Annotated in this window: 10 protein-coding genes and 1 tRNA gene; 8 read left to right on the top strand and 3 right to left on the bottom strand. The window is 68.1% G+C overall.

Annotated features, from left to right (window positions below; genetic code table 11):
- Positions 1-278: 278 nt before the first annotated feature.
- The 7 genes from AB0A74_RS05150 (at position 279) to AB0A74_RS05120 (ending at position 10,480) form a co-directional block, all read left to right on the top strand.
- A complete protein-coding gene (locus tag AB0A74_RS05150; RefSeq protein ID WP_358247606.1) occupies positions 279-1,298 on the top strand; it encodes a hypothetical protein in 1,020 nt (339 codons plus the stop codon).
- A 3-nt stretch (positions 1,299-1,301) separates the two neighbouring features.
- A complete protein-coding gene (locus AB0A74_RS05145) occupies positions 1,302-1,541 on the top strand; it encodes a hypothetical protein (protein WP_358247605.1) in 240 nt (79 codons plus the stop codon).
- Positions 1,542-1,850: 309 nt separating this feature from the next.
- Positions 1,851-2,414, top strand: coding sequence for a hypothetical protein (locus tag AB0A74_RS05140; RefSeq protein ID WP_358247604.1), 564 nt, complete (start codon positions 1,851-1,853; stop codon positions 2,412-2,414).
- 453 nt (positions 2,415-2,867) lie between these two features.
- On the top strand, positions 2,868-4,373 hold the full coding sequence (locus AB0A74_RS05135) for a hypothetical protein (RefSeq protein ID WP_358247603.1): 1,506 nt from the start codon (positions 2,868-2,870) through the stop codon (positions 4,371-4,373).
- Positions 4,370-5,104, top strand: coding sequence for a hypothetical protein (locus tag AB0A74_RS05130; RefSeq protein WP_358247602.1), 735 nt, complete (start codon positions 4,370-4,372; stop codon positions 5,102-5,104). Before AB0A74_RS05135 ends, AB0A74_RS05130 begins: the two co-directional genes overlap by 4 nt.
- Positions 5,104-9,435: a hypothetical protein gene (locus tag AB0A74_RS05125; RefSeq protein ID WP_358247601.1), complete on the top strand. Its 4,332-nt coding sequence runs from the start codon at positions 5,104-5,106 to the stop codon at positions 9,433-9,435. Before AB0A74_RS05130 ends, AB0A74_RS05125 begins: the two co-directional genes overlap by 1 nt.
- Entirely contained in the window at positions 9,425-10,480 is a 1,056-nt protein-coding gene (locus AB0A74_RS05120) for a Wadjet anti-phage system protein JetD domain-containing protein (RefSeq protein ID WP_358247600.1), read from the top strand. Before AB0A74_RS05125 ends, AB0A74_RS05120 begins: the two co-directional genes overlap by 11 nt.
- Positions 10,481-10,615: 135 nt before the next feature.
- Here AB0A74_RS05120 and AB0A74_RS05115 read toward each other — a convergent pair whose 3' ends face one another.
- The gene (locus tag AB0A74_RS05115) at positions 10,616-11,062 is read right to left on the bottom strand and encodes a hypothetical protein (RefSeq protein WP_358247599.1); all 447 of its coding nucleotides are present in this window, start codon (positions 11,060-11,062) and stop codon (positions 10,616-10,618) included.
- A complete protein-coding gene (locus AB0A74_RS05110) occupies positions 11,059-12,123 on the bottom strand; it encodes a site-specific integrase (RefSeq protein WP_358247598.1) in 1,065 nt (354 codons plus the stop codon). Before AB0A74_RS05110 ends, AB0A74_RS05115 begins: the two co-directional genes overlap by 4 nt.
- Before the next feature lie 134 nt (positions 12,124-12,257).
- Here AB0A74_RS05110 and AB0A74_RS05105 point away from each other — a divergent pair, with 134 nt between their 5' ends.
- Positions 12,258-12,509, top strand: coding sequence for a helix-turn-helix transcriptional regulator (locus tag AB0A74_RS05105; protein WP_358247597.1), 252 nt, complete (start codon positions 12,258-12,260; stop codon positions 12,507-12,509).
- A 338-nt stretch (positions 12,510-12,847) separates the two neighbouring features.
- Here the strand turns inward: AB0A74_RS05105 and AB0A74_RS05100 are convergent.
- Positions 12,848-12,930, bottom strand: a tRNA-Leu gene (locus AB0A74_RS05100).
- Positions 12,931-13,271 lie beyond the last annotated feature (341 nt).

The raw sequence follows: 13,271 nt of genomic DNA, 5'->3' as shown, positions 1-13,271 counted from the left end.
CCGACGCCTTCTGGTTGTGGGTGGCGACGTCGAACAGGGTCTCGCAGTCGATCTCGTCGCGCAGGTAGCGCAGCGGGGGCGCTGGGTGAGCCGGCCGTGGCCGGTGAGGTCGGCGAGGTCGACGGCGATCCGCGCGCCGGGGTTGCCGCCGCCCACCACGGCCCCGCGTTGGCCGGTGAACGTGGACAACTTTCGGGTGAGCGGAGGATCGTGATACGTCCCGCTGCCGCCGGGGCGACCGTTCTCCGTCCTGGTGCGCGGCTGAGACAATTCGCAGTGTGGCCGCACGACAGTCAAAACATGAAGGTACTTCGCGTAAGCCTCCGGTCATCCTCGGCGCGGCCAATCGCGACCCGGACACCGCAGCCCGGTACTTCCAGGGGCGCGCCCTGATGGTTCTCGGGGTCGCTCCCGGCGCGGTCACCGGCATCGCGCCGTTCGAGGCGATGGAGCTGGCCCGGTTCGTCGCCCGCTATACCGGGACGCCCGGCCCCCGTTGGGACTTCGAGCGCATCCCCGCAGGGAACGGTAAGGACGTCATCGTCATCGTCGTCGACCCGCCGACCGGCAGCGTGTGGACGTGCCTTAACGACGGGCCCGAGAAGCTGACCGACGGTGCCATCTTCCTCCGGGCCGACGGCGAGACGCGACTGGCCAAGGGCGCGGAGATCCGCGCGATGGTCGATCGGAGCCGACAGCATGCCGTCGCCGCCGAGCTGGACGTAACCGTGGTCGGCCGCGCGGTACGGCATCCACACGGCTATGAACAGGTGCTGGAGGATTACATCCGGGCGCACCGTGACAGCCTCGGCGAGGCATCGGCCCGCGGCAGGATCCGCGCCCGTGCCTTCGGGTGGAACGATCAGCTCGCCCCGTTCGCGTTCTCCGACCGTCGCAGCCCTGAGAAGTTCCTGGCGGAGGTCGAGTCTTGGGAGCAGGAGGTGCGGCAGGCGTGGCCGGCTTTCCTGCACTACCTCGCTGGCTACGCCGGACACGGCACCGTGCTGCGCATCCGCAACAGTAGTGACGTATTCCTGGAGAACGTGCAAGTACAGGTCCTCATCGAAGGTGAAGCGACGGCCGTCAACCCGGTCGAGCCCGATCGGGTTAACCTCGCCTCACAGCTGCCGGACCTTCCTGTCCGGTGGGGTGCCGACACGCCGCTGTCTAGCTCAGTGGGCCTGGGCAGGTACCTCGGCACCAACGTGTTCGGACAGGCTGCCACACGGATCGAGGTGCTGTACCGCAACGACGGGTCGACGTCGCTCACCGTGACGCTGGACGCGTTGCGACCCTGAAGCGTGCACGACACCGACCCCGACGAGTTCGCCCTGGTCGTCCATGCGTCCGACATCGCGGAGCTGCGCGGCACCTGGCGGGTTACCGCGCGAGGACACCACCGCGTGTACGAGGGCGAGCTCGCCATCCCCGTCGAGCAGCTGAACGACGTGGGAGAGGTGATCCGCGCCGCGCTGATGCCCGAGAAGGATCCTGACGACGACCCGGACCCGAGACCCGACGAGGATGACACCGTCGATTGACCGAGATCTTCGGACGCGACAGCGCCTGATCCGGAGCAGGTCGTCGCGTTGATCAGCGATTACAAGCGCGTCTTGATCGACACCGCCCTGGTGCGGGGCCTGCGGGCGTTCGCGGCAGGCCGCGCACCAGGGAGCGCATCCGCCTTGTCAACCGATCCGGGAACCGGCGGGCTCATGGAATGACCTGAGGATGCTCCCCCAGTTCGCCAATGGCGTTGTGCACGTGCACGCCGTCGGGGTCGGCAGACCACCTGGGCCTACCTGGAGGGCAGGCGGTCCGGATGGCGCGCGGACCGTGAGCCCGCCGACGTGCTGTTCTCCGGCGGCCTGCGCGACGCCGTCGCGGTGTTGCACGAGCACCTGCCGTTTGGCGTGCCGTGGACGGCTAGCAGCGGCCACTGGCCCGGTGACCCGTTGGGGTCACGGCGGGTCGACGCCGTCCGGGTCACTGCCGAGGTGGTGACGGCGTTGCGTGACCACATGATCGTCGACACTCCGGCCACGCGCGCTGCGTCGGACCATCTGCCCGTGGTCGCCGACTACGACGAGGGTGCTCTCGCACGCGCGTCTGAGGTTTACTCACAAGCGGCGGTGTCAGCCATGTCGGAGGCCAGGCGGACGGGCGCTGCGGCGAGCACTGCTTCGGCGATCCGTCGCGCGACGGGAACGCCGCGGTGGAGGGCCTGCCACGCCGGCATCTCCGGCGCCAGCGGATCCTCCGACCAGTCGAGCGCCCAAAACAACGCGCCGGTCACCTTTGCTGGGTGGTGCGCGGACGCGAGCCGCAGCTCTCTTGTGCAACCGGAGTTGGTCGGCCCCGTGTCGGGCGCTCTGCCTGTGAGGATGACCCTGAGTCTGGCTTTCACCCTGTGAGAGAATTCGTTGCACCGCCAGTGCGCGAACGATGCGGCAGCGATGACTGGTCTCGTCGTACTGCATGAACGACCCCGTGGTGTTCCGTCGGTAGCCGCGGTGGCGACGACGCGGCATCCTTGGCGCCGTCTTCCGCGTCGTCGATGCCAAAGCGGGCACCTGGTGGTCAGCCCGGCCAGCCCCGGATAGCTCAATGCGCTGGCCAGGACCGCCGTGGCGCGGTGGCTCGCGCTATTCGTTGAGCATCTTCCGCAGAAGCCAGCCGATGAGCTGGCCAGCGACGAGCTGCAAAGGAACCTTGACCTACGGTCGCAGCTCTTTCCACCGCAACCACGACTTCGGACCGAGACCGACGGCGATGGAACGCAATTGGACAGTCTGTAACGCACTCGGCACCGTGGGCGACTAGACCGGTCAGAAGCGACGTCCCGGCATGAATGGAACCCGTGGAGCATGAGCCGACCGTCCGATGCCCGCTCGGCCACGGAGCTGTACGGGCGATGGCAGACATTGCAGCTGCTGGGGCCCGTGTTCGAACTCCTCAACCGTGCCGCGCCCAGGGCGGATTTCGAGCACCGGGGTTACGACCTGGCCCAGCTCGCACTTCGGTTGATCGACTACGTCGTGCTCAACCAGGCCAGCCTCGACGGCTCCGTCAGTCCGGCCGCCGTGGTGGACCACCTGACGCAGGTGGCGAGGCGGATGAACCCGTCCGACCCTCGTCGTCCGTGGGCCAAGGTGGCGAAGTTGGTGCTAGGCACCGTGTTGAACGATGGTCGACCGCATCAGGCGACGTGGGTGGAGCCCGCCGCCGACGACGAGACCGGTGAGCGGACCGAGGCGTTCCGGTTCCGGCTGTTACGCCTGACCGACGGTGATGAGGGTGCCGCCATCACGGCCACCGATCAGGCGATCGTGCTCTACCTGCAAGCGCTCAACACCGACCTCGCCGACCGTGCACTGGCGCTCAAGCTGATGGTCGAGATTCAGATGAAGGCGGGCGAATTCGCCAAGGCGCTCGCGTCGGCGCGGCAGGCGACCAGAACGGCCCAAGGGCTCTCGGCGAGCTTGCGGGAGAGGCTGGAGGACACCCGCCGCGACATCCGGGCCGTGGACTGGCGCGGCGAGATGCCGACGTGGCTGACAGACGTTCTGGCCCAGCTGTCGACGCAGCTCGAACGCGATCGACAGCTTCGCGACCTGGCCGAGCGGTCCAGCGCCGACCCGGCGGCACGGGACACGTGCAGGGAGATCGTGCGCGAGGTCAGGCGCGGCGAGGACGTGTGGTTGCGGCTGGAGCGGTACGTCCAACGGGCGATTCCGGTGTTCCTCGCCGCCCAAGAGGTTCAGCGGTTCCAGCCGCGTGGCCTCGCAGCGGCGATCGACCTTGCGCGAGACGTGCTGCGGCCACTCCTCACTGCGGACGACGACTCGTTCGCGGTCTCCGCGGACGAGCTGACGGCGGGCGTCGCACCACCTGTTGTCCCCTCCTGTTGGGGGCTCGACGAGCTGTGCTCAGTGCTGCTGCGCGCCCCGGTGATCCGGGAACAACCCGATCCGGAGGTCGACGATCCCGGTGATCTCGGAGATGCCGTCGGCGACTCGGTTCCCGACGACGTGGCCAGGTGCGCGGCCGACATCCTCGCTGCGGCGGCGCACCGCCCGACGCGGCTGTCCGAGCTGCTCGCCGTCGCACGTTCCCGGGCGGCGGAGGTCGACGACCCGACCCGGTTGCTGGACGTGGTGTGGGGGGCTTCGCTGTGGGTGTTCGTCACGGGAGACGACACCGCGCCCGACGACCGGCCGCGCAGTGAAGACATCGCAGCCGCCCTGGCCCCCTTGGTCGCGCTCGACCAAGGCATCTCTCTGGTGGACGACCGCTACCGCGGTCCCGACCTCGTGCTCGCCACATCGGTGGCGCTCGACCGGATGGACCTCGATTCGAGTGGAGCCGCATGAACCTCGCCGACGTGACCAGCGCCGCACTGCTCATCCGATTCGCGCTCGGTCCAAAGGAACGCCCGACGACGGGCAGCCCGTACCGCGCGCTGCTGGACCGCTACATGACGGACACCGGCTTCGCCGAGATCGTGTCACGTGTCGCCGACGGGCTCGGATTGGACCTGCGGCAGCCCACACCGCTGGGTCTGCTCGTATCCGGACGCGGCGATGGTCCGTTCGCGGTCACCTTGGAGAACTCCGGTCTGCCTATCCGCACCGGCCAGAACCGGCTACAGGACAGGCGTTGCTTCGGCCTCGTACTGGTGGCCGTCGCGGCCTTCGCCTACCCGAACGGTGAAGCATTGATCGAGACCGGCAGCCCGACCGTCCGCCCGGTGGACCTGGAGCGCTTCCTTGACCGCAACATCGGCGCGGTCGTCGAGGCCGCAGCCGGCGTCGAGGACGAGTTGGACGGGCAGCTCGGCGAAGCCGCACGGATGTGGCAGGACCTGCCTGAGGTGTTGCCGGCTCAGAACGGCGGTCTCAAGCGCGATTGCCGTCGTGACTACGTGCACCGCACCCTCGAATTCCTGGTCACGACGGGGCGGGCCCGTCGAGAGCCCTCCCTCGACGACGAACGGGGCAAGGCGTACATGCTCAACGACCGGTTCCGGGTGGGGCTTGCCGAGACGACCGAATCGTTGGTGTTCGCGGCCCTGGCGCGCGGCTCCGGGCAGGAGAGCGACTGATGTTCCGGCTGCGACGGCTGTACCTGGACTCCATCGGCGTTCCCGAGAACCGGTTCTCCGACCTGTCGGTCGACTTCACCGACGTGGCCGGCGACCCCTGCGACGCCATCGTGTGGCTGCGCAACGGCGCGGGCAAGACCACGATGCTCTCACTGCTGCTCGCACTGATCCTGCCCGACCGGCGCGACTTCCTCGCCACTCGGACTAAGAAGCGCACGCTGGAGGACCTGGTCCAGGCGAAGGACACGGCGCACGTGGTGGCCGAATGGGCGGACCCGGCCGGCAACCTCCTGTTGACCGGCGCCGTCTACGAGTGGGATGGCCGGGTGCGGCCGCGCGACTACAACGGCCCAGGCAAGGACAAGCTCCGGCGCAGTTGGTGGTGCGTCCACCCCGACCCGTACGTGGAAGGCTCGACCCTCGACGACCTGCCGTTCACCCTCCGCAGCGGCGGCAGGTACGACCTCGAGCGGTTTCGGTCGCACGTCAACGAACTGGCAGCACTCGGCGTGAACGCCGTGGTGGCCGACCAGACCATCGCCGAGTGGCACAACGCGCTGCGCGAGCGCAACTTCGACCCCGACCTGTTCCACTACTTCACCGAGGTGAACGCCGCCGAAGGCGGTATCGACGGGCTGTTCGCCGAGATCGACTCCCCCGGCGCGTTCGTGCGCTACCTGTTGCGCTTCGTCGGCGACAAACAGCGGGTGGCTCCGGTGCGCGAACTGCTCGCGGACACCGCCGCCGAGATCGCCAAACGCCCGATGTACCAGGCTGAGAGAGAGTTCTGCACCACGGCGGCGCCCAAGGTCGTCGCGCTGGGTGAGACGCACCAGGCCGTGGAGAAAGCCTCGAAGAACCGCGATGGGGTATGGGTGCGTGCAGCAGGCTTCAAGCGCGCTCTGCACCAGGCGGAGGAAGTCGCCCGGGGCAGGCGTGACGACGCGGCCGGGTTGGTTGAGGATCTCAGCGGGAGGCTGACCGACCTGAAAGGTGGCGTTGACGCCGCCCGCAGGCGGCGGGACGAGTACCGCAGGATCGCCGTGGACTTCCTCGTCCGCTCCGCGAAGACCCGGCTCGCCGAAGCGCAGGGCGAGGTGGACGCGGTTGGTTTGGAAGTGCGCGCTTGGGGCGCGGTGGAGGACCACCTCGTCCTGGAAGTCGCAAAGGCCAGGTTGGACACGACCAAGGACGCCCTGCTCGACGCGGCCGACCAGGTCGAACCGCTCGTCCGCAGGGCGGAGGCGGCGAAGGCCCTCGTGGCCGGCGCGCTGGAGAACGAGATCGCCAAGGCGGATCGCTCACTCGGGACGATGAGATCCGCTCTCGGTGACGCCCGCGGCGTCAGGGTCAAGGCGCAGGCGGAACTCGACGCCGCGAACGAGCGGCTCGCCGCACTGAAGAGCGAAGAAGATTCGCTCCACGACCACCTCGCGCGTTTCCAGGCCGAGAAGCAGCAGCTCGTGACCGAGGGGATCATCACCCGGGATGAGAGCATCGACGCGGCCGAGGTCCGGTGGCGTGAGGAGGAACGAGCCGCTCGGCAGGACGTCGAGCGGCTGCGGGCCGCTCAGGTGGCCGCACTGGAGGAGATCAGTGCCTGCGAGAAGCGGTTGGCACTGGCCCGGGCCGGGACGACCAAGGCCCGCGACGTGCATCAGCCCCTCGCGGAGGAGCTCCGCCGGCTGACGCGGCGAGCTGCGGAGTTGGCTGATGACGCGCGCCTGCGGGAACTGCTCCAAACCGACCTGGTGGACCTGACACACGGTGTCGACGACATCCTGGATGGGCTCGCCGGTGCCGTTGCCGCTGCCGATCACCGAGTGATCAACGTTCGGGAGGAACGGGCACGGGACGAGCGCGCGATTCTCGGCCTTGAGCAAACAGACCTGCTGCCACCGCGCCCCGAGGTCGAAAAGGTGCTCCACGAGCTGCACCGGCAGGGGATCACGGCGCATTCCGGGTGGCACTACCTCGCCAAACACGTGCGGCCGGACGAGCACACCGCCGTCATCGCGGCATTGCCCGACGTGGTCGACGGTGTGGTGGTCTACGGCGACCCCGCCGGTGCCGCGGCCAAGATCACCACGGCAGTCGAGGACGTGGTCGTCCTGGCTCCGGCGACGGCCTTCGCCCACCCCGGCGCGCCACGTGTCGTCCTCGGCCCGGCGCGGGCCCACCACGACCCCGGCGCGGCCTCAGCGGAACTGGAGCGTCGACGCGGCCGCCACACCGCGGACGGCGAGCTCCTGGCACGGTTGAGCGAGCAGCGCGGCCACGACGCCACCCGGATCGCGCGAATCCAGGCGTTCGTCGGCGAGTTGCCCGCTGACGGCATTGACGGCCTGCGCGAGCGCACCTCCGCCGCCGAGTCCGCACTGGCACGAGCCCGTGAGCACGAGGACACCGTGTCGGAGGAGCTGCGAACGACCCGGGAGGGCGCGGACGAGGTAGCCGGCCTGCTCGCTGACCGGAGGGAGCAGCTCGCGCGGATCGGGGCGGTCCTGCCACGGGTGGCGGCGTTGGCCGCTGGTGAACGGGACGTCGCGGAACCCGCGAAGGCCAGGCTGGCGGCGATCCCGGACGAGCGCTCCCGGGCCGCGGCCCAGGCCGGCCAGGCCGAGAGGCACCGCGAGGACGCGGCTCAGATCATCGAGCGACTTGCCACGGACATCCGTGAGCTGGACCGGCGGCGAACCGAGTGGACGGGACGACGTGAAGGACTGCCCCGACCGGCCACCCTTACCGACCTGGCACTGGAGGCGGCCGAGACCGTCGACGCCGAAGCCCAGCGCCAGTTGCGGGAGGAGTTCCCGGAACGAGAGCTGCGCAGGGCGGTGGAGGATGCCGAACGCGAGGTCGTCAAGGTCGGCAGGGCGTGGTACGCGCACCCGGAGGAGGTGCAGCGATCCGCCCTCGAACTGGTCGCCGGTGAGGCATCCGCGGATCACGACCTCCGCGCCCGCGCCGCCGCCCGCGCCGCCGAGCGCCTCGAACGCGCCAACCAGGCGGTCGGCGCGGCTCGGACGGATCTCGATACCGCCAGGCGGAAACAAGCCGAAGCACCCGTGAGCAAGCTCCGCGGCACCGACGAGATCGAGCAGCCCGTCGACCAGGAGCACGCCGAGCGGTTGGCCGCGGCCGCGGAGGCGGAGGCGTCGGAGGGGCAGGTGAAGCTGGGACAGACCGAGAAGGACCGTGATGCCGCGGCCGACGCGGTCCGCAAGGCCGAAACCCGCGCCGGTCTCCTGCGCGACCAGGCCGACAAGCTGCGTCCGGTCGCCGCGGCCGTCGAGCCGTCCGGGACGGTTCCCGACGACGACGAGGAGACCCGGGCCGTCGTCGGGAACCTCGTCACGGAGCTGGAGAAGGTGCAGGAGGCGTATGTGGCAGCTGATCGCGCCCGCACTGCGGCCGTGCACGACCTGCGGACTTGGGCCGGGCAGGACCGCTTCGCCGCGGTCGCGGAGGACGAACACGGGCAGGCCGTGCATCGACTGCGGGAGATGTTCCGCGGCGAGCACGTCATTGAACGCGTGGCCGCGCTGGCCGGTGAGCTGGCCTTCGACCTGGAAACCAGGGAGAAGGCCATCTCCCAGCAGCTCCACAACGTCGAGACCCACAAGAACAACGTCGTGGTGAGGTTGAGCGACCTGGTCGCCGATGCTCTCGCCCTGCTCAACCGCGCCTCCGCCCTGTCTGAGCTGCCGGAGGGCATCGGCCGCTGGGAACACCGGAAGTTCCTGGTGGTCGAAGCGCGCAACCGTCCAAACCGGGAACAGGTCGTCCTTCGGGTCGGGGAGCTGGTGGACCGCATGGTCCGGAGTGGCCGCATCGAGTTGGACGCCGTCGAGCTGCTGTGGCGCGCGACGGAAGCGTCAGTCGTCGAGGGATTCAAGGCAACCGTGCTCAAGCCCTCGCCCGATCAGCCGATCGGGCGAACCCCGGTGGAGGAGATGCGCAAGTGGTCCGGTGGTGAGAACCTCACCGCCTCACTGGTGCTCTTCTGCGTACTCGCCCGACTGCGCGCCGAGCAGCGCACCGGTGCCAAAGCCGGCTCCGCGGGCGGCGTGGTGCCCTTGGACAACCCCCTCGGCAAGGCGAATTACCTGCCCTTCCTCGAACTCCAGCGCAAGGTCGCCCGGGCCAACGGCGTCCAGTTGGTGTTCTGGACGGGTATCGGCGACCTCGGGGCCGTTACGACCTTCCCCCGGATCGCGGCCATGCACAAGCGGTCCTCCACGACGCGCGAAGGTCGCGCGTACGTGCAGGTCGATGACAACAACTCGCAGGTCGTCGACGTGGTGTCGGCGGTGCGGCATGAACCATGAGAAGGCCATCGCGGACGCCATCGCCCTGGCGGTGGAGAAGTCACGTGTCCGTCGCGTGCCCCTGCAAGCCGTCCTCGTCGCCGCCGCGTCGGTCGATCGGACTGCTGCCGCCGCAGTGGGATGGAGGAGCCGTGTGCTCAGGGCTCTCGCCGTTCTGGCTGCTGAGGGGCGAGTGGAACTGCCGCGGACCAGGCTGGATCGCTCAGCCCATCCCCCACTCCCCCTCTACGTGACGAGGCCCGCGCCGCTCCGTCCCGAGCGAACCGCGAGACCACCCGTGGTCTGGCATGCGGAGTTGGCGTGGGCGGCCCGGCTCTTCGACGAAGATCTCCTGAGCCCTGCCGAGTTGTCGTTCCTCGAGGCGGTCAACAACTGGCTGCCGAAGCGCAGGGCCATACGGGTCCCGGTGCGCGAGCGCTCCTTGGAGGTTCTGGGCGACGAGAAGGAGTTGGAAGGCTGGGTGCTCGGCCCGCTCTTCAGTCCGGGGAGGCTCACCCTCGAACTGCTCGAAGCTTACGCGTGCTGGCCGCCGGTGGAGCAGACAACGCTTGGCGACCGATCGTGGTTGGTGATCGAGAACTACACCACTTTCCGCTCGATCAGCGACCGGGCGGAACAGTTGGGGTTCGACGGTCGGGTCGTTTGGGGCTCGGGCAACCAGGTTGGGACCCGCCTCGCGGCTTTGAGCACGATGGCACCTGCGCCCACCGCCTGCTGGTACTTCGGCGACATCGACACGGGAGGTCTGCGAGTCGCCAAGCTGGCCGAGAGCCGTGCTGCGGAGCTGGCTCTACCACCGGTCATACCCGCACGTGGGCTCTATCGACTCTTGCTTCACCACGGAACCGCACGCCCGTCGAACACAGCACGCCCGACGGCCGCCCTCGTCGCGTGGGCGCGAACGTGGTTCGACGAGCCACTAGGGGAGGCCGCGACTTCTGCGGTCGCTGATGGTAGGCGCTTGGTCCAGGAACACGTCGGGGTCGAGGTGCTGTCCGCGACCATGTTGGCTGACTGGTTCGACCAGCCCGAGTCGTTGACGTAAGGGGTGTAGTGCGCTCACCAGCCATGCCGGCGTATCGGTCTCGGATTCGGAGCAAGGTGCACTCCTAGTTGCAGCGATGCGTGATCGAGCGCGTTGCGAGAGGCACTCATTGCGACCTCACGCTGAGGGCGTTGATCAGGATTGGCTTACTACAGCGTCGTCCTCCAGCGTCAAATGATCTGCCATCAGCGAGCGTAGGACCCCCACAGGACAGATGAGGAGCACCTGTTCTTGGGGCACGGCGAGGAGTGCGATGTGGTCGGCGGTGCGGATACCCGTCAGGTCACGTAGACCGAGGGGGACGAAGACGTGGTGCCGGCTGTCAATCCGACGCGGGCTCTTCGGGTCGAGGCGCAGTGTGATCACGTCGCCGCGTAGTTGGGTGCTGGTGGAGTCGCCTGGGTTCCAGGCCAGTGCACGCAGAAGTCGACGGGCCGGGATGCGGCCGGAGTGGTCGATGGCCGCAGTGACGAGCAGGAGTTCGGCCTTCCTTGAAAGCGCCGGTGGCGGGGCGATGGTCTGCAGCGGTACCTGCGGGCGGTTGGTCGGTGGGACGAAAAGCCGCGTGGGACGCTCGGTCACGGACGTACCGGCGTGAAGACGGGGAACGTGGGCTGTCCGCCTTCGGGTGGTGGTGTGGTGGCCAAGGGGTGTGGTTCGCGGGTGTAGGCGGCCAGGGCGGTGGCGATCTCGGGCAGGGTGGCTTTGGTGTAGGTGCCGGTGACGTTGTCGCCGCGCGGGTGGCTGTGGCCTGCGTAGCCGCGGGTGACTGAAGGGCCGTAGTGGCGGTCGACCCAGGTCAGGGTGGTGTGGCGCAGCCAGTGGGTGGAGATGTTGTGGGCGGCTACCCAGGGGATGCGGTCGGCCAGGCGTTGCCACATGCGGTCGTAGCGGCGGCGGTTGATCGGGGTGCCGTTGTGGTGGCGCAGCAGTGGTTCGGTGGTGGGTTTGCCGTTCCCGCGGTGTTCGCGGTGGGCCAGTAGTGAGGCGATCAGGGTGGGGCTGATCGGTTGCAGACGCACGGTGTTGTTCTTCTCGCGCAGGCGGATGAGGCAGGAGGTCGGTTCGATGTCCTCCTCTCGAAGGGCCAGTGCGCCGCCACGTCGGCAGGCGGATTCCAGGTGCAGACGGAACAGCAGGGTGTCCAGTACGGCGTCGTGGCCGCTGGTGGTCAGTGCGTCGGACAGGGCGGCTACTTCATTGGACGCCAAGGCGTAGTGGGTGATGGGGCGAGGGCGGGGTTTGGCGACCTTGAGGGCAGGATTGTGGTGAGGGGGCAGAAGGTTGTCGTTGATGGCCTGGGCGTAGATGGCTCGCATGGCTGAGACGAGGTGTTCGGCCACAGACTGGCCGCCGCGGTCGTTGCGCCTGATGCGTCGATTGGCGACCAGCTGTCGCTTGAGGATTTCGATGTCGGTGGCGGTGACCTCGTCAAGGCGCCGGTCGCCGAAGGTCTCGGTGATGCGGGTCCAGTAGGTGCCGTAGGTGCGGGCGGCGCCTGGGCCGGAGGCCGCTACCACCTTGGGCACGTACTGCGCGAAGGTCGGGATGTCCGTCGGGACCCACATCAGGTCCTGGGGAGTGAGGCCGAGTTGGGCGATCAGCAGTCGGGCGGCCTGGACGGTCTTGGGGTCGGTGCTCAACGGTGTCCTCGAGTCATGGTGCTGCGGCGGTGGCGGGCTGACCAGCGTGAACGTCGTCGGTCCGGATTCCGGTGCCGCATGTTGTACCAGTGTTGGTACGGACTCGCACGGCCAAACGTACCAACGTTGCCCCCGTGCCAGCGTCCCCGGTTCATCCGCGCCTCGCGGACTACCGTGCGCGCTTCGGGCACCGCCTCGCTTCACTGCGTTTGGGACGCGATCTGACGCAGGAGCAACTGGCGGAGGCGAGCGGGTTCGACCGCAAGACGATCAACCGCATCGAGAACGGCCGTCATTCGCCGAGTCTCGACCGTGTGTTCGTCTTGGCGGACGCCTTGCAGGTGGAGCCGTTCGAACTGTTCCGGCCTACGGACGACGAAGTCTGACTTCCGGCACGGCCCGGTTCTGCGGGGCGATGCCTGGAGCATGCTCCGCCGTCCGGTCTGTGCCGCATGCCGAGCCGCACGATACGTCCGTTACTGACGGTAATGAGCGGCTGGCGATTTTTCTGGGCGCGCGCCGACAGGTCATCAATGTCCACAGTAGACACTCACCACACAACGCGCTGACCAGCGACTATGCAGCGGCGGTGTTAGAGTGTCGCCTTGAACACGCGCCGAAAAGAAGATCATCTAGGCGCTGAAGTTATCTCATGTTGACACACAAAACCCCCAGTGACCTGCGAAGATCACTGGGGGTGAGGCTGAGATATCAGCTCATTTTGTGTCCGAGGGGGGACTTGAACCCCCACCCCCTTGCGGGGACTAGCACCTCAAGCTAGCGCGTCTGCCATTCCGCCACCCGGACTCGGCTCTCGCCGTGGTGTGGTCATAGGTTACATGATCGTCTTTCATGGTCCAAATCGGGGTACCTGTCACGAGGGTTGCCCGGGTTGTCGCTGCTCAGGGGCTTGACTTGGCGTGGCGTCGGCCGGGGGCGCGGCGGGGGCAGGGGTTCAGGGTTGAGCGTTGGGGTGGGGTGGGCACCTCGGCGTTCCAGGTTGGGGCGAGAAGGTGCATGGGTGCGGCGTCCATTTGATGATCGCCATTCGTTACCGTGCGCTTATATTGGAACGTTTAGGGTGAAGACTCCCTTTGGAGTGACTGATGCGCTGACCATCGTTTTCCAAGCGCGTATAACGCTGTTAC

The organism is Saccharothrix sp. NPDC042600 (genome assembly GCF_040647305.1).
Classification (GTDB): Bacteria; Actinomycetota; Actinomycetes; order Mycobacteriales; family Pseudonocardiaceae; genus Actinosynnema; species Actinosynnema mutabilis.
The sequence above is the reverse complement of the archived record's forward strand: the minus strand, read 5'-3'. Positions and strand labels throughout refer to the sequence as shown.